The sequence below is a fragment of the Bradyrhizobium sp. F1.13.3 genome (assembly GCF_040548265.1).
Taxonomy (GTDB): domain Bacteria; phylum Pseudomonadota; class Alphaproteobacteria; order Rhizobiales; family Xanthobacteraceae; genus Bradyrhizobium.
In genome coordinates this window covers 1-20,160 of sequence record NZ_JBEPRI010000039.1, presented here as the reverse complement: position 1 = coordinate 20,160, position 20,160 = coordinate 1, and the positions used below count along the sequence as shown (strand labels likewise).

At 59.3% G+C, this 20,160-nt stretch carries 14 protein-coding genes and 4 pseudogenes; 3 read left to right on the top strand and 15 right to left on the bottom strand.

Annotation, left to right across the window (positions count from 1 at the left end):
- Nucleotides 1-322 (bottom strand): annotated as a pseudogene (locus tag ABIB66_RS42570) (transposase); the annotation flags it as partial.
- Nucleotides 323-796: 474 nt separating this feature from the next.
- Between ABIB66_RS42570 and ABIB66_RS42565 the strand changes: the two are divergent.
- A complete protein-coding gene (locus tag ABIB66_RS42565) occupies nucleotides 797-2,716 on the top strand; it encodes a potassium transporter Kup (RefSeq protein WP_354259898.1) in 1,920 nt (639 codons plus the stop codon).
- Between the two features lie 442 nt (nucleotides 2,717-3,158).
- Here ABIB66_RS42565 and ABIB66_RS42560 read toward each other — a convergent pair whose 3' ends face one another.
- From ABIB66_RS42560 to ABIB66_RS42495, 13 genes and pseudogenes are all read right to left on the bottom strand, one after another.
- On the bottom strand, nucleotides 3,159-3,602 hold the full coding sequence (locus ABIB66_RS42560; RefSeq protein WP_354211980.1) for a Fe-Mn family superoxide dismutase: 444 nt from the start codon (nucleotides 3,600-3,602) through the stop codon (nucleotides 3,159-3,161).
- Between the two features lie 810 nt (nucleotides 3,603-4,412).
- Complete coding sequence (locus tag ABIB66_RS43805) at nucleotides 4,413-4,601, bottom strand: hypothetical protein (RefSeq protein WP_245502113.1); 189 nt, start codon at nucleotides 4,599-4,601, stop codon at nucleotides 4,413-4,415.
- A gap of 282 nt (nucleotides 4,602-4,883) precedes the next feature.
- Nucleotides 4,884-6,152, bottom strand: coding sequence for a cupin domain-containing protein (locus ABIB66_RS42545; RefSeq protein ID WP_354211975.1), 1,269 nt, complete (start codon nucleotides 6,150-6,152; stop codon nucleotides 4,884-4,886).
- Between the two features lie 267 nt (nucleotides 6,153-6,419).
- Complete coding sequence (locus ABIB66_RS42540) at nucleotides 6,420-7,229, bottom strand: YiiX/YebB-like N1pC/P60 family cysteine hydrolase (protein WP_354211973.1); 810 nt, start codon at nucleotides 7,227-7,229, stop codon at nucleotides 6,420-6,422.
- A 141-nt stretch (nucleotides 7,230-7,370) separates the two neighbouring features.
- Nucleotides 7,371-7,767 (bottom strand): annotated as a pseudogene (locus ABIB66_RS42535) (CBS domain-containing protein).
- A 570-nt stretch (nucleotides 7,768-8,337) separates the two neighbouring features.
- On the bottom strand, nucleotides 8,338-9,336 hold the full coding sequence (locus ABIB66_RS42530; protein WP_502917449.1) for a hypothetical protein: 999 nt from the start codon (nucleotides 9,334-9,336) through the stop codon (nucleotides 8,338-8,340).
- Between the two features lie 405 nt (nucleotides 9,337-9,741).
- Nucleotides 9,742-10,764: pseudogene (locus ABIB66_RS42525) on the bottom strand (family 1 glycosylhydrolase); the annotation flags it as partial.
- Nucleotides 10,765-10,766: 2 nt separating this feature from the next.
- Nucleotides 10,767-11,688: pseudogene (locus ABIB66_RS42520) on the bottom strand (glycoside hydrolase family 16 protein).
- Nucleotides 11,689-12,010: 322 nt separating this feature from the next.
- Complete coding sequence (locus ABIB66_RS42515; protein WP_354211970.1) at nucleotides 12,011-12,220, bottom strand: hypothetical protein; 210 nt, start codon at nucleotides 12,218-12,220, stop codon at nucleotides 12,011-12,013.
- Nucleotides 12,217-12,441 carry a hypothetical protein gene (locus tag ABIB66_RS42510; protein WP_354211969.1) on the bottom strand — a complete coding sequence of 75 codons (225 nt, stop codon included), beginning with the start codon at nucleotides 12,439-12,441 and terminating at the stop codon, nucleotides 12,217-12,219. The genes ABIB66_RS42515 and ABIB66_RS42510 overlap by 4 nt, the downstream gene beginning before the upstream one ends.
- Before the next feature lie 772 nt (nucleotides 12,442-13,213).
- A complete protein-coding gene (locus ABIB66_RS42505; RefSeq protein ID WP_354259895.1) occupies nucleotides 13,214-13,705 on the bottom strand; it encodes a GlcG/HbpS family heme-binding protein in 492 nt (163 codons plus the stop codon).
- A 68-nt stretch (nucleotides 13,706-13,773) separates the two neighbouring features.
- Nucleotides 13,774-14,106, bottom strand: a complete 333-nt coding sequence (locus tag ABIB66_RS42500) for a c-type cytochrome (protein ID WP_129268264.1) — start codon at nucleotides 14,104-14,106, stop codon at nucleotides 13,774-13,776.
- A 7-nt stretch (nucleotides 14,107-14,113) separates the two neighbouring features.
- Nucleotides 14,114-15,358 carry a molybdopterin-dependent oxidoreductase gene (locus tag ABIB66_RS42495; RefSeq protein ID WP_354211966.1) on the bottom strand — a complete coding sequence of 415 codons (1,245 nt, stop codon included), beginning with the start codon at nucleotides 15,356-15,358 and terminating at the stop codon, nucleotides 14,114-14,116.
- An 899-nt stretch (nucleotides 15,359-16,257) separates the two neighbouring features.
- Here ABIB66_RS42495 and ABIB66_RS42490 point away from each other — a divergent pair.
- Nucleotides 16,258-17,721, top strand: a complete 1,464-nt coding sequence (locus ABIB66_RS42490; protein ID WP_354211965.1) for a catalase — start codon at nucleotides 16,258-16,260, stop codon at nucleotides 17,719-17,721.
- A gap of 123 nt (nucleotides 17,722-17,844) precedes the next feature.
- Entirely contained in the window at nucleotides 17,845-18,588 is a 744-nt protein-coding gene (locus ABIB66_RS42485; RefSeq protein WP_129268267.1) for an MIP/aquaporin family protein, read from the top strand.
- Nucleotides 18,589-18,731: 143 nt separating this feature from the next.
- Here ABIB66_RS42485 and ABIB66_RS42480 read toward each other — a convergent pair whose 3' ends face one another.
- A complete protein-coding gene (locus tag ABIB66_RS42480) occupies nucleotides 18,732-19,511 on the bottom strand; it encodes a helix-turn-helix domain-containing protein (RefSeq protein ID WP_354211963.1) in 780 nt (259 codons plus the stop codon).
- Nucleotides 19,512-20,160 lie beyond the last annotated feature (649 nt).

Sequence of the window (20,160 nt, the reverse complement as noted above, 5' to 3'; positions counted from 1 at the left end):
GTCCGAGCGCTCGTGCGGGAAGGCATGCTGAAAGAACTCTTGCCCGGTGAAGAACTGGAAATACGGGTCGTGAACCCAGCGCTCGCAAACGCCCTTAGGACAGCCCGTAAGTGTGCTTGAGCAACAGCAGCCCGATCATGAACCGGGTCTCGATCCCGGGCCGGCCATTCTCGCTGTAGAGCGGCGCGACCTCGCCGTCGATCCAGTCCCAATCGATCTTGCCGGCGAGCAGAACCAGCTCGTGCTTCAGATTGATGATCTGGTCCAGCCGCGCCCGGAACAGATCGTTCGATCCCGTCGTCCTGTGCTTCTTCGGTCGCATCGGCCCCTCCGATGCACCACAGAATCATGGTCCGCAGCGAAAGGGAATCCACAAACGAAAATTGCAAGGTTTGGGGGCCTCAAGCCCCCAATCCCTGCAATCTCAAATGCCGCCCCAACCGGAAAACTGACTCCTGCTCAATCGCTTAGAGCCTTGTTCACGGACGACTCAGTAAGGCGTTGCGGTTGGCGTCGCCTCGAGAGCTGCATTGTGCTGCCAACGAGCCGCGTTTACCGGTCGCCGGCAGCCATGGGAATCGTACTGATGCTTGGCCAAAACGATATGACGGAACACAGCGCGCCAGCCGAGTAAGAGTTTGCGTTGCCTCTAGGATGCGATCTCCTTAACTCGAATTTAGCCGGCCGAAGCTCCAATTTCATGAGTCGGAAGAGAGTGTACACCTACATTGCGTGAGATAGGCCACGTGACCTTAGCGCTCACGGCTTCGGCAGGCGCAATGCTTCTGGATATATTATGTCGACATCTGCTGCTTCCGTACTGAAGGCTCCGGCGCATCCTGCCGGGGACGCTGAAATGATTTTTGCACGGCCCGCAACCGTATCGGCCGGGCTTCTGGCACTCGGCATTGTCTACGGAGACCTGGGGACCAGCCCTCTCTACAGCCTGCAGACTATCATGCAGATCATGGGTGATCAATTCACGCGGGAAGCGGCTCTTGGCTCGCTGTCCCTCGTCTTTTGGGCGCTGATCATCACGATTTCGATCAAGTACTGCTTTCTGGTCATGCGCGCCGACAATCACGGTGAAGGCGGGATCCTCGCGCTGATGACGTTGACCGGTGCCCACTGGGCCGGTCGCGATCGGTGGCTCATTATCATGGGTCTGTTTGGTGCAGCCCTCATCTATGGCGATGGAATTCTTACACCGGCAATCTCGGTCCTGAGCGCGGTCGAAGGCCTGAACGTCGCAACAGACATATTCAAGCCGTACGCGATGCTATTTGCCCTTGTCATTTTGGTCGGCTTGTTTGCGATTCAGAAGCGTGGGACCGGAATCATTGGAAAAACCTTCGGGCCGATCATGTTGACGTGGTTTAGCACAATCGCCATTCTTGGACTCGTTGGAATCGTGCATCATCCGCATGTTTTGGCTGCGATAAACCCTGTTTATGGTGTTCGACTAGTGACGGAGCACGGGGTTCTCGGGTTCACGCTGTTGGGCGGCGTATTCCTCGCGCTGACCGGCGGTGAAGCGCTTTACGCCGACATGGGCCATATCGGGCCAAATTCGATCCGCACTGCATGGTATGGCGTGGTGCTGCCGGCTCTCGTCCTCAACTACGCCGGGCAGATCGGAAATTTTCTCGACGTTCCCGACCTCGAAGCAAACCCATTCTTCAAGCTGGCGCCCACCTGGTCGGTTTACCCGCTGGTCGCGCTCGCAACGCTCGCTACCATCATCGCCAGCCAGGCCATCATTACGGGTGCGTTCTCGATGACAAGGCAGGCGATGCAACTCGGCTATTTTCCGGGTGTACGGATCCGTCAGACTTCAGCGGAGGAACGCGGACAGATCTACATACCATTCGTCAACTGGACCATGATGGCGTTTACGGTCGGACTGACCGCGGGATTCGGAAGCTCTGAACGCCTTGCCGGAGCTTATGGGACCGCCGTATCCACCACCATGATCTTGACGACAGCGTTGCTCTATCATGTAATGCGCAATCGGTGGCAGTGGACCCTCTGGCAAGCAGCCACCATCACAAGCATCTTGTTGGCAATCGATCTCGCCTTCTTCTCGGCGAACCTCCTGAAGATATTGGATGGCGGCTGGATCCCCCTGACGTTCGGCCTCCTCCTGTTCGTCATCATGACGACTTGGCATTACGGCGTTGAGGCAACGCGTCGTCGCAACGTGGCATTATCTCAACAGCCGGCCAGGTTCTTCGCGCGCCTTCGCAAGGATAATGTCGCAAGAGTTCGTGGGACAGCGGTTTTTCTTACACGAGTTGGGGAAGCTATACCTCCCATCATGGTCAACTACGTGAAGCGCGTCGGATCGCTGCAAGAGACCGTTATTTGTCTGACGGTTAGCTTCGAGCACGTTCCTCGCATTCGATCAAAAGACCGCGTCCGCATAGAGCAGCTCGACGATGGCTTTTGGCACGTTACTGTTCACTTTGGTTTCGTCGAAATCCCCAACCTTCCGGCCGTCCTCGCGCTTGCGAAAAAGGAGGGAGTGCCAGTCCTGGATAAAGCAAGCTACTACATCGAGCGAGGGGATTTCAGCAGCCACAAACATCGAAATCTCCTAGCACAATGTCGCATCGCATTGTTCTCGTTCATGTCGCGCAATTCCGCCCATGCCATTGACCGGTTCAAGATACCTTCGAGTGCATTGGTCGAAATAGGCCGAAGGATCGAGTTGTAAACCCACCCATATCCGAGTGGTGGATGCCCTCGACGGCACCCAATGTGCCAAGATAGCGCGGTAAGGATCATATCTTTTGTCGGGAGCGCGGATATCCATGTCGCCGTCCCTAATTTCTTTAGAAAACTGATCCGCCGCAGTGACGCTTGTCAGCCTCGATGGTCCGCGTCGGACAAAGTTATTATCCTGGAAGGTGATTTCGGCGTGGTTCAGGTGTTGATAATGGTTGGGGTACCCCCGAACGCAGGGTCACCAGCTTGGCAAAACTACGAGCTTCGATGAAGGAATCACGGTTGCGATGATCGCCTAGCGGCGTTGCGGGTGAAGCATTGGGGCGGGTCCCTGTGCTCTCGTCCAAGTCACTCGAAGAGCTTCACCAGCCCCTTGATCGCCGGCCGCGGAGGCGCGACCTGGCGTCCTCGCATCGCAGTTTCACGGCGGATTAATCGATGTTGCGCATGAAGGCGGCGATGTAGGCGCCGGCCTTGGCGCCGAGTTCCAGGTGGAAAGCGTGCTCATACATATCGAGGGCGAGGATCGGCACCCCGCCGCGATGCTTTGACTGTGTTCCGACGCGGTCTGATTGATGAGCACTCCGTCGCGCGGAACATAGGTCAGCAACACCCCAGCCCGAGCCACCGGCGAGCGCGGACGCGATGCCGACGAACTCCTGGCGCCAGCGAACCACCGATCCGAAATCCTTTGCGATGGCGCTCGCGAGGCCTTCCGGCAGGATGCGTCCGTCGTCGCCGAGGCTTGCGGAATACAATTCGTGCAGAAGCGTCGAGTTGAGCGCCACAATCTCGTCGCGCTTCAGCCGGGCAAGAGACGGGCCGGGAGTGCTGCCGAGATCGAGGCGCTCGATCTCCTCGGAAATGGCGTTCAAGCGATCGGGGGCCCGCCGTAGTTGTTTCGTAGTGGCTTACGATGAGCCGGGCGGAGATCCCGTTCAACGTCCAAGGCCGGCAATGAAGAGGTGCCAATGGTAGCGCACAGTAATTCTCCTTTGTTGGTCTGGATTTTCAGACTAGCGGATGCTTCAGACTTCGAAGGTTTCGAACAGAGGCGTGCTGTCGGCATGGGTCCAGAGGCCGATCTTCCCAGGTGGGCCCGGAAACCTTCTGTCCGTCGCGACAAAAAGCTCCTTGCCGTCGAAATACCGTGAAGCGGTCCCCGTTCGCCGAGACGCCAAGTGTGTGCCGCGCCTCGCCCGACACATTGATATCCATGCTTCCGATCATCTCGCCGTCCGTCGGCGATGCGGTACAAGGTGACGCTGTTCTCGATTGCGGCAGCGCGTAAGGCTAGTGTTCTTCGGGCGATCTGAACCGAACGACCAGTCCGGCGGCCTGATCCTTCTCGCCGTTGATCAGGAAGCGCGTCGAGACGTAGACGTCACGTCGGGAGAAGGGCCGGTAAAAGGCGAAGGCCAGGCAGTTATCGCTTGGCTCTGGGCCGGCCCGCGCCAATCCTCGACCGGCGCTAGAGCGCATCCAGCGCCGGAAGCCATCAGGCTCAGCTTGCGCCATTGCTCGATGCCATCAAAGCCAATCTCGGGAGAACGCGGATGAAGCGTCGGCCGATGCAGGCTATTGCTCGTAAGCCAATCTTCGCACGCTCAGGGGACGCCGGATCGAGGACTACGCCACCGACGGCAAAAGCACGGCAGCAAGGCGGCCACGGCAAAAAATATCGCTCAAAATCCGGCACGCTCGTCGCCAGAATGAGCACAAAGCTCAAAGGCTTTTGAAGCCGATATCGGTTGCGAAAACAGATCGTCGAGCCCGTCTTCGGTCAGATCAAGCAGGCAAGAGGCTTGCGCCAGTTCCTCCTGCGCAACATCGACAAGGTCAAGGCCGAATAGGCCATGATCTGCATCGCCCACAACCTCGCAAAACTCGCCGCCGCACGCTGAGGAGAACCTGTCTCCCCAAAACAACGCTTCAGAATCCGCTTCGCTTAACCAAGTCCATTATAGGGACAGGCCCCTAGAGGAACGTCATGACGAGGCCGGTCCACCTTACTTAAATTCGATCATGTATTTGACGGATGATTGCGCCACTTATTTACGGCTCCATAAGGGGGCGGCCGCCAGATGCGCTTCGCCGAGCGTGCGAGGGTAGAGGCCCTGTGGCTTTCTGCGAAGCCACAGGGATCCATAATCTGATCAGACGGGCATGACTTCCGGCTTGTCCTTGGGGAATTTTGCGATCGTAGCCTCGCTCACGTTGAGGTGCTGGGCAACCATCGCCGGTGGCGTCCGAGCAATCCAGTCGGACAGGGAGACATCCGCGAAATAGGGAGCTCTGAACACCTCCAGGAACTGCAAGTCGGTATCACCGGTGTTCTTGACATAATGTCCGAGGTTCTTCTTGACGTAGCCGATGTCGCCCGCATTGAAGTCCATGGTGACAGCGTTCGGGCCGGTGTTGAAGACCGTCATTTGGCCTTTGCCCTTGATCCAGTACTGCCATTCGTCGGCGTTGGGGTGCCAGTGCATCTCCCGCAAGCCGCCGGGACGTACCGTGACCAGTGCGGCGGCGACCGTGGTGGAAACGGTGAAGTTGCGGCTGTCGGCAATATGCACCGTGCCCCCCTTGGTCTCGCGTGCCGGAGTTCCCGATCCGAGCGAGAAGGTGAAGGGATGCGGCGGCGCGCCCTTTCCACTCACTGCTGCGCGATCCGCGGCGAGATCGCCGGGTAACTCGCCTTGGAAGATGTAGAGGTCGCGCAACGGAATATCCTTGAACGTCTCGACGGGAACGCCGAAATTTTGACCAAGGATATCCGGTGGCGTGTGTGTGAACCATTCCGACATCAGAAGAGTGGTAAACTCGGAGGCCTTGCCTTCATCGAAACAAATCAGAAACTCGCAGCCATCCGGGCCGAGCCCCTGGAGCGAATGCGGCAGGCCGGCAGGGAAATACCAGAGGTCGCCCTCTTTCACGTCGGCGATGTAAGGTCGGCCCAATTCGTCGAGAGTAGTGATCCGGCAGGTGCCGTAGGTCATGTAGGCCCACTCGGCAAATTGATGCCAGTGCATCTCCCGGATGCCGCCGGAAGTCAGCCGCATGTTGACGCCGGAGATGGTGTCCGCCACCGCAAAGGAGTCCTGCGTCACCTGGCGGGCCCAGCCGCCATTCTGGATGCGCCGCGGCGCGTTGTTGAACGACGCCCAGCTCAGCGGCATGCTGCCGACGTCGGTCGCCGGTGGGGAGAATGCCCCCGGAAACTGATCCCTGATCGCCGGATTCTGCGGGCCGGGATCGCTGATGCTCCTTGGGTTCTTGGCGTTGACCGCACCCTGTGGCGGATCGTTCGGATTGCCGAAACTGATATCGCTCTTCACCGGAGCGGCATTCGCAGTCGTCATTGTCGCTGCCGTTACCACCCCACCTACGGCCGTCGCGGCCAGCATGTCACGCCTCGAGAACATTATTTGTCGGTCCTGTTGCCAGAGTGAAATCTAGACATTTATGACATAGGCGCGTGCTCTCGGCGCACAATTGAATTCGGGTTTAGTCCGGAGTCGAGAATTTGTCGCTTCGCGCCAGCCGATTGATTTTTCAGTGCGGCGGTGTCGGGGAGGTTCGCGCTTAGCGCTCCTTCTCGCAAGGACCATCTCCCGCGGTGTCGATTTACAACAAACTGTTGACCAAGGAGCGGCTTGAGCGATGCGCAAGCCGGTGCCTCATCCCGGAATTCAGACGTAAGCTCCCTCCCCGATCGCACCATCGATCTTTGGAGCGTGCTTCGCCTGTGTTGTGTGGTCTTGGGGAACGTCGGCCCATTGCATGTCTTTATAGTTGAAGCCGCGCGCGAGGCTCGGCTTCACAACCATGAAGTAGGGCGAAATATCGAAGTCGCGCGGCGCATAAAGTGACGGGTGACGGATCTCGGCGACTTCGCACGGCGCCGTCTGGCTATCGACACGCGTTATCTTGGGCAGAATCGGGTACCGCACGGCGTCGAATGCTTGGGCAATCAGCGACGAACAGATGATGCGACTGGCATCCCGGGAGCCGAGTGGAATCGTTCGGTGCCGCCGGCGACGCGCAAGCGGCCATGGGAATAGATAGCGCATCAGGTCAATCACGTTCTTGAAATCGTAGCTGAGACCAATCCGCTCGCAGGCGTAACGGCAGACCGTTTCGCAGTCCGCATCGCTCAAGCCCACCGGTCGACAGATTCGAGTTTCGCAATGCAGATATTTCGACAGGGGTGCCGACACCACACCTTCGTTGATATTGGCTTCGATCAAGGCGTGGGGCTCGCTGCCTGTTGTGGCGCCGGCCCTCGGTCCGACGTACAAGGCCGAATGCGACCAGGTCGATTGAGTGATATATTTGATGCTGCCCGAAATGCGACCTTTGCCGGCGACCAGTAAAACGTCACCGGGTCGCAAGGTGTCACGTAATGCCTTATAATCTTTCGGTGTGAAAGGTTCACAGATATCGGCCGGCTTCTGCAACCGGACAATCAAACGTCCGACATTGTCGAACATCCGGCCCATGATTCGTTTCCTCGTTTTTACGTATGGCCGTTTCAGTACGCCGGCTATCCAATTTATGGGCCCGAGCGTATGATAGCGCGATGGATCGGACCATTGCACGGAGGTTGATCCGTTTGTTACATTCGGTTGGGAAGAGCATACCTACGTTTCGGATCGGCCAGCTGGACTGTTGCGATCGAACGATGCATCGCATCTGGTCGGTGCTCGTTGTCGAGTGATGTCGCTAATGCTGATGACGCCGATCAAGCTATAATGGTCGATAACAGGCAGATGGCGCATGTGGTTCTCGTTCATGAGATGACGAATGTGCTCGGTCGTATCGCTCAAACTGCAACAGACCAGTTGCAGCGAAATCAGCTTCGAAATCTTCAATCGAGACCGGCCGAGCCGTGATCTGCGAGGTTCGGACAACATCCTTAACCACCAGCGCGCTTATCTTGTTAGCGCGCATCAATTGCGCGGCAATGGCGACAGTTTCGTTCATTCTAACCGTAACAACGCGAGAGGCTTTCTTGCGCAACACGTCTCCGACTTGCATCATAACCTCCTTCTAATGGGGCCCGGGCTCCTCGCATTGGCTTGGGCCGTGGTCCGTTTCCTACAGGCAGCGCGCAAAGGGCGGGGCCGCGACCTCTCGCTCCACGGTCCCAACTCGGCTCTCGCGCACTCGCGCCGGAACTGAAACCGCAGCCGCAACTGAACTGACGCCCCGTCCTACAACACCGGTGCCCTCCCACTCGAACTGGATCATCGAGCACGCGAGCGCTAACCAGAAAATAAGACGGGTGCGCGGAAGGACGATTAAATTGGTCTTTAGGACCTTAAATTAGCGTTGAACCGGCAAGGCGAGCTCAAAAACGCGGCATGGAGGCGATCGCCCGCTCTAATCTTTCGAACGAAACGCTATCAGCGTGGCCATTCGGGCAGCTAATCGGCATCAAGTTTCGCGGTCGCTTTTCTTTGAATACGCGCGCAGTCGACACTCAACCGCCAGTCAGCTTCCCATTGCGGAGCATTTTTGCTACCCACGGGAGCATGACCGAGAGTCCCATCCAGATGCCGGCAGGAGGTCGATGGCGTCTCTCAAATGCGACGTTCTCGTCCGTTTTTAGCTCGATACGCGCTGGGGTCGCGCCTTCCCGAAATACATCAATTCCCAGATAGCGCGATCTTCGAAGCGCTCCATGGGCACTCCTCGCTCGAACTTCTCGATCGTGACCTGGCCAGTGAAGCGGTGATAGGCGCCGTCAAAGCCGATCAGTCGGGCAATGATCCGCTTGAAGAGCGGCGCGCGGTCGGTGAGGACGGCTTGCAGAATGGTCTTCTCGCGCTCGAATGAGACGACATAGCGCGTGTCGGCGTCATGGTAGGTGTAGCGCGTGATATCCGCTACCGGCTTTCCGGTCTTGCCGTCGATCGCGACCCGATCCGCCTCGAAAGATACGTTCGCATCGTCGTCAGCCATGATTTTGCCGTCGCGGGCCAGCATGTAAACGATCTGCGTTTCATAACCGTACGCGGCGGTAGCCGTGATGTAGGATGCGATAACCGTGTAGGGACCGACGCTGCCACGTGCCCAGTACCAGTTGTGCATGAGCGTCTGCATGGGGACGTCGCCCCAATTGTGATCGTGATATCCGCTGCCGGAGGCGCGGTGTTCTTCGGGACCGATCGTGTAACGGACGTTTGCCAGTCCGTGAGGCACTGAGGGAAGCCAGGCAAACAGCTTTTCTCGCCGATCGGTACCAAAATAGAGATGACCGGACTTGGGACGCCAGGCGGGCACGTCTGCTGTCAATTCGATGTCGACCGATATCTCCTCGATGGTTGCCGTGATATGGAAGCGCTTGAGATCTCCGACGAAGTGGTTCGTCCCGATCTTGACATCGCAGCCGGACTTCGATGCCTGAAACAGCTCCGGCCTGGTATCGAGAAGCTTCACGAAGCTGCGGCCGTCAGGCAAAGTGAGGTTGATGGTGATCCTTGGCGCGAGTGGACCGTTCGGGCTGACATTCGGCTTTGTATAGAAGACCACGACAACGGTCGCACCATCATCGAGATGAGCATCGAAGTACCACCATTCATAGCGGCCCTTTTGCGTACCGATGCGTTGCCCGTCCTCAAACTCCGCTACGTCAAGGGGGGAGAGGTCAAGTCTCTCGTAATCGGCGGGACGATCCGCCAGCCGAAGGTGGGTATTCTTGCTGCGATGCATCGGCCCGGCTTCTCCTGGCATGTCTCTATCGTCACGGCTCGAAATTGATACGCAACGTGGCGAGACTCGTTTTGCGGATCGGATCAAGGTTCATTGTTGGATCGACGAGCAGTTGCATGGAAGGGCCCGACTGCAGGCTGCCCACCATCAGCGCTGTGGTATTTGCAACGTATGCGACACCTGAGACATAGAAAAGAATAGCTGCTCGGATGAACTTGACTATTAAACAAGAATTTATTCCATGGCTGATTTGCAGGAATTCCGTGTCGCCTAATCGTCTCACATTCTTTGCTCGAAGCTGGCGATCACGCACCGCCGCGGCGAGAGTCCGACAAAATCCCTCGGAGCGCCGATGATCTTCAGCTCCTCTGGCGTAAACGTCGGCGCGTCGGCGCCGGCATAAGCCAGAAACCGCATCCGATATTTGCCTTCCAGCACCACGCCGAGATATCCCGCGTTGAGCTCACGCGTCGCAATCTCCGCAGCACGGATGTTTCTCCGGCGTCGCGATCGCTGGCACGTAGGCCGCGATGTTCTCGGCCGGGCCCACCCGTGTGCCGGCGCGCCCCGAGGCGCGGATTGCCTGCAGCGCGAGCCCATGCGAGAACGGTACATGGTGGCGGGCCTGATTGAGCTGCGCCGTCGGCAGCTTGAGGCCGGGCACATCGATGCCCCAGCCATAGCCAAGATTCACGAAGCGCCCGACCTCGTTCACGATGAAGACGTTACTCACGCGATCGGTCAGGCGTTCCGCGACACAGGCGGCATAGTCCGCGAAGGCCTTTGACGTGTCACTCGACTGCCAGCCGCCGACGCGGTCCTCGAGCGCCTGTGGCAGGTCCCAATGGTAGAGCGTGGCGTAGGGCTCGATCCCGTTCGCAACCAACACCTCGACAAGACGGTTGTAGAAATCCAGTCCGGTGAGATTGGGCCGGCCGGTCCCATCCGGAAGCACGCGCGTCCTTGCGATCGAGAAGTGGTAGGCCTTGACGCCGAGCGCCTTGATCAGCCGGACTCCCCCTTGTCGCGACGATAGTACTCATTGGCGCGATCGCCGCTGGATCCGTCTCCGATCTTGCCCGGCGTGTCGCTGAAAATGTCCCAGATGGACTTGCCGCGGCCGTCCTCGTCAACGGCGCCCTCGATCTGGTAGGACGAGGTCGCCGTACCCCACAGAAAATCCTTCGGGAAGCGAGCGGGCGCATGGCGCTCGGCGAGCGGAGGCGTCTCGACCTCGGCGGCGTCGGCGCGCGTGGTCAGGCCGAACGCAGCAAGGCTGGCGAGCCTCGCAAAGGAGCGGCGCGAGACGGTAGCTGACATCATCACCTCTGCGCCTGGTCCGTATCGATCTGATAGGCGGAAATCCGGTCGGTCTCGAACGCGACGGTCTCGCGTTTCGGCATCGACCGGCCCAACGCCGAGAAAGCATTTCGATACGATCGCGAGATTGACGATCATGTACATGGGATCGTCGAATCCGATCGGAACCTTGATATCGGAGACCGGCCTGCGGTCGATGAAATAGACCAGGCGATCCGGCTCCGACGGCACTCCGCAATTGTGGAATCCGTCCGACCCGTCCGACACGCCGAAGTCGAAGCCGCAAGGACTGGATCTTGCCGCTCGCTGGAATCCGCCAATGCGTCGTCATCACCAGATCCCCCGGCCGCTCGCCTCCAGCTTCCAGCACGTCGACCTCGGGCGGCCAACCGCCGTCGTCCGCCAGCATCCAGAAGGTCGGCCACACCGCATGACCGAGCGGAAGCTTGGCGCGGATTTTGAAATAGCCGTGCTTCTGCGAGAAGGTGCCTTGGGTCGTCAGGACGCCCGAGATGTATTCGTTGTTGAATAGCTCGGCCTTCAGCTCCGATGGCGTGCGGGTTGCGACGATCGACAATACGCCGTTCTTCACCCTGAACGGATCGAGCCCAAGCGACGCCGTCGCACGGCCAGCAAACGGGCTTCCGGCCATGTTGCGCCGCCCGCGTAATGCGGCAGCCAGCGTCCTTGCGACAACGGATGCTCGTCAAAGTCATCGTTGAAGGTCAGCCGCAGCGGCAGAAACACAAGCGAGGCGGGATTGGCCGTCTCGAGCTTGCGGCATTCGACAGAGGAAGGATTGGTCGTCACTTGGAGGGACATGCTGGCAGGCGCGCCGCCGAGGTCGTCTTGCGCGACGCCAGGGCGGGACGTAACGAGCAAACCGATCGCAACCACCGCGCTCCCCGTCCACCGTTCGATCATCGCCGCACATCGAAGATGCCAGGAGCGGCAAGGTTAGCGCCTTGGCACACCAGCAGGCAAGAGCGGCCATGCAGCGGCGAAAGCTCGCAGCTGCGGATTGTCCGTTCGAAATTTGCAGCAAACAGTGGCGCCATCCAGCGGCAACTCTTTCCGGTTCGTTCCGGTCCGTTAGGCTTCTGGCATCTCGGCCCTGCTTCCGGACCCATGCCCGCAAACAAAAACTTACTCGATCGGCAGGACTCGCCGATTGTCGAGCGGTCCCGTCAGTATCGCTGCCTTTGCGTTAGGCGGTTCAACGCATCCGGGGAAGTGGCTTTCCACCCTAAGCTCCCCTGCCATCCTGTTTGCCGATCACGCAGCGCCAGCCCGCCAGGCGTTCTGACGGATGCAGCTTCATCCAGTCAGCAAGCTGCGGCGCGCCCATGAGGCAGGACTGCATCGAAACGTCAGCAAAATCCGAGGTGGTGACGGTCTGCTCGTGGCAATTTGCCGGAGAGGAGAGATTGCAGAGCACGGCGATGATCTTGATCACGACTGGAGAGCCCCATCGCTGCGATCGGCATTTGCCCGGATGATCTTGATGGCCTTGGCCACGGTGCGCGGATGCAGGCCGAGCGCGTGGATCACTTCCTTCTTCTTGCAGCCGAGATTGCACTCGAGATAGCCGCGCACGCGCTCGACGTTGAATGCCTCTAGCTCCTTGGAGCCGGGGCGCAGGTTCAGCCATTCAATGGTACAGAATTCGGGAAACATGTTTGAAGCTGCCCACCAGGTCATGCACGCCATTCGCGTTCAGCGCCAGCAGACGATGGGGATAGTGCTTTGGCTGCATCAACTTGCGAAGCTCGCTCAGCTCGCCGCTCGTAGTCCTCGGCAAGGGCCTTAAGCTGACCCGCAATCGCTGAGTCGGTCATGGTTTGGGCTGCGCGGAGCAAAGTCCGTGCTGTCTCTAAATATGCCTTGCCTCGTTGCGAGATCTGGACCATCACAAAGCCCTCGCGCGGTTCTCTGGCAGCTGGTTGAAGGTGATCTGGAGCCAACCCACCCAATTGCGGTCACTTTCCCTGCGAGCTCTGAAGCGATCGACGCACTTCTGGGAACAAAGAGGCGTTCGCCACGAGTAGTGCCGAATGAGACCAAACTTGCCATCACAAACTGCGCATTGCGCGGCACTGGCAGATCTAAGACTTTCGGAGCAGTTGGGCATTGTACTCTCCTCTCGGTTTTATCTCAGCTGTTCGTCGATCACCCTATTTTCATCGTCGCACTTGATGAACCTGTTCGCTTTTCCGACGCACGCAGCCTAAGACGATCACGATCAGCAGCTCAATTGAACGCAGATATTCGTCCGGCATCTAGATGGGTGACGGAACGATACGAAGGTTTAGGCGCCTCCTCTCAAAGCCGACCACTTCCGCCAAAGGGGCAGTAGCGCGCTACGCCGACGCTGCTCGTTCCTGCCGCACCAGCTCGTCACGGCCATATAGATGGCGCATGGACATGCCCACAAGAACAGTCGTTCCAATCACCTACGCTGACCCGTCATAGGTGAAGGGCTCAGCGCCGCCGCGGCGGTGTTCGCAATCTCGGCGTCAGTCTCCTTACTCAAGCCCGCAATACCTACTGCGCCCACGACTGCACCGTTGATACGGATTGGCATGCCGCCGCGCAGCACCGGGATGCCGGCAGTGACGAACGCCGTGCGGCCCTGATTTATGTTGTCTTCAATCTCTGCGGTCGACCTCTGTAGCCGCGCCGCCGTTCGTGCCTTCTCGATGGCAAGGTTCACGCTTGCCGGGCGGACATCATCCATCCGCTGGAAAGCAAGCAGATCGCCGGCAGGATCAACCACCGCGATCGCCGAGGGCGCATTCCGCTGCTCTGCGTTCTCCCTTCCCGCCTGCAGCACCGTGTGCGCTCCGGCTTGATCAAGGATCGTCACGTTGATGGTCTGCGCCCCGGCTGCAAAGCAGACGACCGTTGCCAACATTCCAACGCCAATTTCAAATTTTGTCATGCGCGTTTACTCAGTTCATGAAGTTTACCGCCGCGAGGGATGCTGTCGCGGGCAGCTTGCGTACATACCTATGAAGTGCCCTTGGTGCGAACCAGGTAGTCCACGATAGCTTTGGCGTCGTCAGGGCTGACAGGAGCCTTGTAGGCTGTGATCATCTTGTTGACGACTTCTTGCCAGGCCTCCCTGGAGAGCGACGGTTGGTTCAACACGTGGTCAGCCGAGTGGCAGGCGAGACAGTTGTTGTTGATCGCATCCGATTCCGGACCGGCGGGGAACATCGTGTCGCTGGTGGGGACATCCAGCTTCAGCGACTTCAACGTGGTGATGCTTGCGGCTTCACCAGGATACGCCAAAAGAGCGAAACCGAGAACGGTGACTATCGGCAAAACAGCGCGTAACATTCTCAGGTCATCCTTTGGCCGCGACCACATGGGTCGTTTCAATGGTATTGAACATGTAGCCGGCCGGATTCCAGATCCGGAAACCGGGCTGCGCCACGTTCTTGCTATTGGTGCAACGAACCATCAGGGTGTGCGCGCCGCCCGCCGGCAAGGTGAATTGCGTCTGCCATTGCCGAAAGCCGTATGTGCCATGGTCAGCACCGAGCTGGGCCGGCTGCCAGCTCTTGCCGCCATCAATGGACAGATCGACGCGGGCAACACCGCAATCGCCGCCGAAGGCGATGCCCCGTGCCAAAGCTGGCGTCGCCGCCGGCACGCTGTCGCCGTTACCAATATTGGTGATGAACGACCGGGGAGCGTTGCGGGTCACCGGCACCATCTTGAATCCGGTTTCGCCGGGCTTAACAGTATTGTACGGCGTGTCCGGCACGCGGTAGGCCGTCGCCGTCCAGTAATTGATGTCCGGGTGATCCAGAACTTCGATGTCGTTCAGCATCTTGACCCAGTAAACACCGCACCAGCCGGGCACAACGAGCCGCAGCGGAAATCCGTTCAGCAGGGGAAGTTGCTCGCCGTTCATGGCGAAAGCGATCATCACCTCGCCGTCGCGAGCGTGATCGATGGTGAGCGACTTCAGAAACTTCGGTGCACCCTCGATCGCCGGCTCGTCCAGGCCGCCGAAGCGGACCTGAACTGCGCCAGCGTTTACACCCGCCCGGTCAAGCACATCCCTGAGACGCACCCCCGTCCAGATCGCGTTGCTCATCGAACCATCTCCCCATTGAGCGCCGGCGACGCGCGGGACGGCGTATAGGCGCGAATTGCCAGCGCATTGGTTGACTGCGGAGATGTCGAATCTCGGGAACCCCTGTAAAACATCCGTGAGCGAAAGCGAGAGGATGTGATTGACTTGGCCGCGCACCTTCAGACGAAAGCTATCCACATCGATCTCGGCTGGAAAGTTCGCCCAATGCCAGCTTACATAATGCTGGTTATTTGGGGTGAACACACCCTGGTCGAAGACTTCGAAGGGCGTCTCAAGCCATGGCGGGCTCGAACGCTGCAGGATCATTCGGCCTTTTTGCGGATAGGATGTGGTGACCATCCGCATACTTGGGCCGCCCGGCACATCTAGATCGACCGTCCCTTGCGCTAATGCTGGCGCAGACAGGAGCGCTAGGCTCGCGATTCCCATCCCGCCCAGCACGCCCCGTCGCGTCAGCATTGACGGTTGCACGTCGTGATCCCGCATCAGCTGCTCCTATCCTGTGCCCCTGCGCTATGGCCAAACCTGTCTGCGGCGTCAGGCTTGACGACAGCTTCGGTCGGCCGGAGCAGTCAGCACTGCATGCAAGACCCATCTGTCGTAAGATTTCGCGAGTTCTAGCCCGCTTTCGCGGTAATGGTTTCGTCTGCCGTGAAGGCAAGCCAAGCGCCTCATTTCCCGATGTAGGAAGGAACGAGCACCATGCTCATCACGCTTGAGTGTTCGGCGACCGCAGCGGCTGAACGGATGTCTGGAAACGTACGCGAAAGTCGAATGTGGAACTTGCGCGTGTCGAACTTTTCGCCCCGGACCTCATGTGGTCGCGCGGCTCTGAATAGCTAATGGGAAATTTCGAAGGCAGTAATCGGAGCGGCCGATGGCAATGGCATCAGCGCAGAATGGGTCGGGGTAATCCCGACCGGCGGGCCCCGAGGTGTCCTGTCCATCGAATGGAAGCTCGTGTCATTGCCGCGCCCGTTCTCCGGGTATTTACGCTTGGCCGCAGAGCGCTTATGAGAAGGCCTTTTGCAATCTGCGAGAGCTGTCACCCGGCCGAACAAATTGGCGCTGATTAGCAGCAACATTCCAGAACGCATGTCGACCCGACACGAGTTTGTGAGCCGACGCTTCGCGTGACCACAAATACGCGTGACCACGGCTCTAGCTTGCGCTCCATCGCTGGACCGCGCCAGCTGAACAACTTCCGCTTTCGGAGATTAGCGCAAAGCCGCGGCAATTGCAGCAATCGAGCCAAACTCATTGCGAAGCGGATGCATACATTTCAATTCACGCCCGGTCTCGCAGCAGCAATCCTGCGAGACGACGTTGCGAAAACATGAGCAGCGCTGCCGGGATCATAATTTCTTGCAACACAGGAGCAATCCGTGGCCAAACGCCCCACACTGACCACCGACAGCGGCATGCCGGTCTCCGACAACCAGAACAGCGTCACGGCGGGCCCGCTCGGCCCGGTGCTGATGCAGGACTTCATTCTGTTCGAAAAGCTTGCCCATCAGAACCGCGAGCGCATTCCCGAGCGGAGCCAACACGCCAAGGGCTCGGGCGCATTTGGCACGCTGACCATCACGCAGGACATCACGAGATACACCAAGGCCAAGGTGCTTCAGAAGGGCAAGAAGACCGAAGCTTTCATCCGCTTTTCGACGGTGGCGGGCGAGCGCGGCGCCGCCGATGCCGAGCGCGATGTCCGGGGCTTCGCGCTGCGCTTCTATACCGAGGAAGGCAACTGGGACATGGTTGGCAACAATACGCCGGTCTTCTTTGTGCGCGACGCGCTGAAGTTTCCTGACTTCATTCATACCCAGAAGAGGCACCCGAGAACCAACATGCGCTCGCCGACCGCGATGTGGGATTTCTGGTCGCTGTCGCCGGAGAGCCTGCATCAGGTCACCATCCTGATGTCGGACCGGGGCCTGCCGCAGAGCTATCGCAACGTCGACGGTTTTGGCTCGCACACCTACTCGTTCATCAACGCTAAAAATGAGCGTCAATGGGTCAAGTTTCACTTCAAGACCATGCAGGGCATCAAGAACTGGACCAATGCAGAAGCCGCTGAGAGGGTCGCGCAGGATCGCGAGACCCATCAGCGCGATCTCTTCGATTCGATCGAGAGCGGCGATTTCCCGAAATGGAAATTCTCGGTGCAGATCATGCCGGAGAGCGATGTCGGCAAGCACTGGTACAACCCGTTCGACCTCACCAAAGTATGGCCACACAAGGACTACCCACTGATCGAGGTCGGCGTGCTTGAGCTCAACCGCAATCCGGAGAACTATTTCGCCGAAGTCGAGCAGGCCGCGCTGTCGCCCGCCAATATTGTGCCCGGCATCAGCCACTCGCCCGACAAGATGCTGCAGGCCCGAATTTTCTCCTACGCAGACGCGCACCGCTATCGCATCGGCATCAATGCGGATCAGCTTCCCGTCAACAAACCGCGCTGCCCGGTTCACACCTACAACGTCGATGGTGCCATGAGGCTCGCAGGAAACCCGAATCCCGACGCCTATTACGAGCCGAACTCGTTCAACGGCCCGCTACAGGACGAGCGCTTCCGCGAGCCGCCGCTTCCAATCTCGGGCGCAGCCGACCGCTACAATCACCGCGACGGCAATGACGACTATCGGCAGCCTGGCGACCTGTTCCGGTTGATGAGCACCGACCAGAAGCAGCAGCTGTTCCAGAACTACAAGGCAGCGATGCAAGGGGTGCCGGTCGAGATCGTCAAGCGGCAGATCGCCCACTGCTACAGGGCGGATCCCGAATACGGCGTCGGCATCGCTAAGGCGATCGGCATCGATTTCAAGCCGCAGGTGGTTGCCGCGGAGTAGCGCCTCCCGCTTCGCAGGCCGGCGGCCCGTCCTGCCGTGCCGCCGGCTCTTCGAACCGGCGCATCGTCCCTTGGCGCGAAGCTGATCGCGCCAAACAGTGAATATCATCTCTGGAGAGAACCAATGTCCGACCGGATTGCACCAAAACTCCTCGCCGAGTTCATCGGCACTTTCGCATTCGTGTTCATCGGCGCCGGCGCCGCGGCTGTGATCGGCGGCGGGGCCGGCCTTAACGGCATCACCGCGGTTGCCTTCGCCCACGGCCTAGCCATCATGGCTCTTGCCTTCGCCTATGGCCCGGTATCGGGCGGGCATTTCAACCCCGCCGTCACCGTGGGCGTGCTCGCCGCCGGCGCGATGAGGATCGGTGAGGCACTTTCCTATATCATCAGCCAGCTCATCGGCGGTGTCGCCGGCGCGCTCATGCTGCGGACCGTTCTGGGCGGCGCCGCAACTGGCCTCGGCATACCGGCACTCGCGCATAACCTCGCTTTAGGTGCCGCGACCGTTACGATCACACCGGAGGCGGGCTTCATGATCGAGGCATTGCTTGGCTTTTTCCTGGTCACGGTCGTCCTCAGCACCGCGGTTGCAGGCCGCGCCGGCAGCCTCGCGCCGGTGGCTATCGGCATGACCCTGACCTTCAACATTATCATGGGCGGTGCCCTGACGGGCGCTCCCTTTAACCCGGCGCGGGCTCTGGGTCCGATGGTCGCGACCGGCAATTTCAACGATGCCTGGCTGTACCTGACGGCCCCGATCGTTGGCGCCATCCTTGCTGCCCTTCTGCACACCGCCCTTGCGCGGCTCGCGCACGAGCGAACGGCAAACGACCACCGAGCGGCCGCCGGCGCGCCCGCCCAATGAGGTCGGCAGCAGGCGCACTGCCACGGCATTCGGGAGCCGCTTCGATGGATACGTCGGAGCGGACGCCCTGCATCACTGATCTCAGTTCTGAATCGAGGTCGCCAGGCCGTCGGGGTGGAAACCAGCGGTTATCTGGGATCGCTTTAGCCGAGATTGCGACGGTAACGGCTCGGGGTTTGGCCAGTCAGCCTGTGAAATGCAGCGGTGAATGTGCTCGTATCCCTGAAGCCGACCTCAAGTGCGATGGCCATGACGGACAGTTCGCGGTTCGTTAATAGCTGCTTGGCCCGTTCGATTCGGCGGTTCGCATGATATCTGCGCGGCGGCATTCCGAAGGCGTCCTTGAACGACCGGCAGAAATGGAACGGGCTCAGGCGCGCCAGTCCGGCGAGCGTCGCGAGCGGGATGTCGTCAGCGACGTGCTCCTCGATATAGGCGGTCACCCGCTTTTGCTGCCAGCACGCAAGGCCGCCGCGATGGGTGGGCCCCCGGGGCGCAGCGTCATTGTTGATGCGAACGACTTCATGCGTCAACGCGATGCCAAGCACTTCCCCGTATTGCCGGGGCATCGAGTCCGAGTTCTCAATCAGGGACTTCAGCTTGAGAGCGGTCTGCCAGAGATCGCTATCGAAAAAGAACAGTCGTGGCCTGAATTCGATCTCCTCGAAGCGCAGCGCCGGATCGACCAGTGGCCAGCACGGATCGATGTAGAAATAGGTGGTACGCGTCAATGCGCGCGGTTTCTGCCATCCGCGGAAATCATGCCCGGCAGGAACAAAGGTGAGCTTATGCGTGAAGTTGCGAAGCGTAGACCGAGGCAGACCTTCAACAAAGGTCTCGCCGTCGTCGCGCTCGGCGACTTCAGCGGCAATGAGCAGATGCCATGGAGCCCGGAATCCGTATTCAAACGGTACTTGCCGCATGATCTGGACCGTCTCCGCGTGTAAGCCCGACCACGTGGCAGAATGGCGTCTGACGATCTCAGGCGGCGAAATGTTCACAAGCGAGCGAGGTTCAGGATTCCGATCTAGGCACGGCGCAGGTTGGGCCGGACGCGGGAGAGGAAGTGCTGCGGATTGATTCAATGTCGATTCGGCGGAGCTGGCCATTATTCGATCGACTCGCTTTGATACCGTCCAGCCCCAAATGTTATTAGTAGGGCGGTCGCGACGACGAACAAGGTGTGGAGTCGCCTCCGCTCACGTCGAGTTGAGACTCGACCGTCACGATCAATTGAGTCTTGCGCGTTTCGCCCACAATTGTGGGACGAAGCCGGGAAAAGCCGCTACGCGCGAATTTGCCACAAGACAGGGCGTCGAGACATTGGCGCGACGCCATGTATAATTGACGCAACAAAAGGCGCGAATGCAAGACAGAATTAGCGTGACATTGCGTAAACTCGCGCGTCGACCTTACTGCTGTTTTTCCCAGAACGACAACAGCCCTTGCGAAGTGGCGCCTCCTATCACGCAGGGTATACCGACGGCAACCTGGCCAAGGGCTGCCGCCGACACGCAGCCGAGGGCGATCGCGCCAACGCCGACCTGGCCCCACAAATCCAGATTGCGGCGC

Excerpts from the sequence above, each read along its gene's own strand:
- ABIB66_RS42505 (WP_354259895.1), bottom strand. The coding sequence starts at position 13,705 with ATGACAAAATTTGAAATTGGCGTTGGAATGTTGGCAACGGTCGTCTGC.
- ABIB66_RS42565 (WP_354259898.1), top strand. The coding sequence starts at position 797 with ATGTCGACATCTGCTGCTTCCGTACTGAAGGCTCCGGCGCATCCTGCC.
- ABIB66_RS42480 (WP_354211963.1), bottom strand. The coding sequence starts at position 19,511 with ATGCGGCAAGTACCGTTTGAATACGGATTCCGGGCTCCATGGCATCTG.
- ABIB66_RS42500 (WP_129268264.1), bottom strand. The coding sequence starts at position 14,106 with ATGTTACGCGCTGTTTTGCCGATAGTCACCGTTCTCGGTTTCGCTCTT.
- ABIB66_RS42510 (WP_354211969.1), bottom strand. The coding sequence starts at position 12,441 with ATGTTTCCCGAATTCTGTACCATTGAATGGCTGAACCTGCGCCCCGGC.
- ABIB66_RS42485 (WP_129268267.1), top strand. The coding sequence starts at position 17,845 with ATGTCCGACCGGATTGCACCAAAACTCCTCGCCGAGTTCATCGGCACT.
- ABIB66_RS42495 (WP_354211966.1), bottom strand. The coding sequence starts at position 15,358 with ATGCGGGATCACGACGTGCAACCGTCAATGCTGACGCGACGGGGCGTG.
- ABIB66_RS42540 (WP_354211973.1), bottom strand. The coding sequence starts at position 7,229 with ATGGGCCGGATGTTCGACAATGTCGGACGTTTGATTGTCCGGTTGCAG.
- ABIB66_RS42545 (WP_354211975.1), bottom strand. The coding sequence starts at position 6,152 with ATGTTCTCGAGGCGTGACATGCTGGCCGCGACGGCCGTAGGTGGGGTG.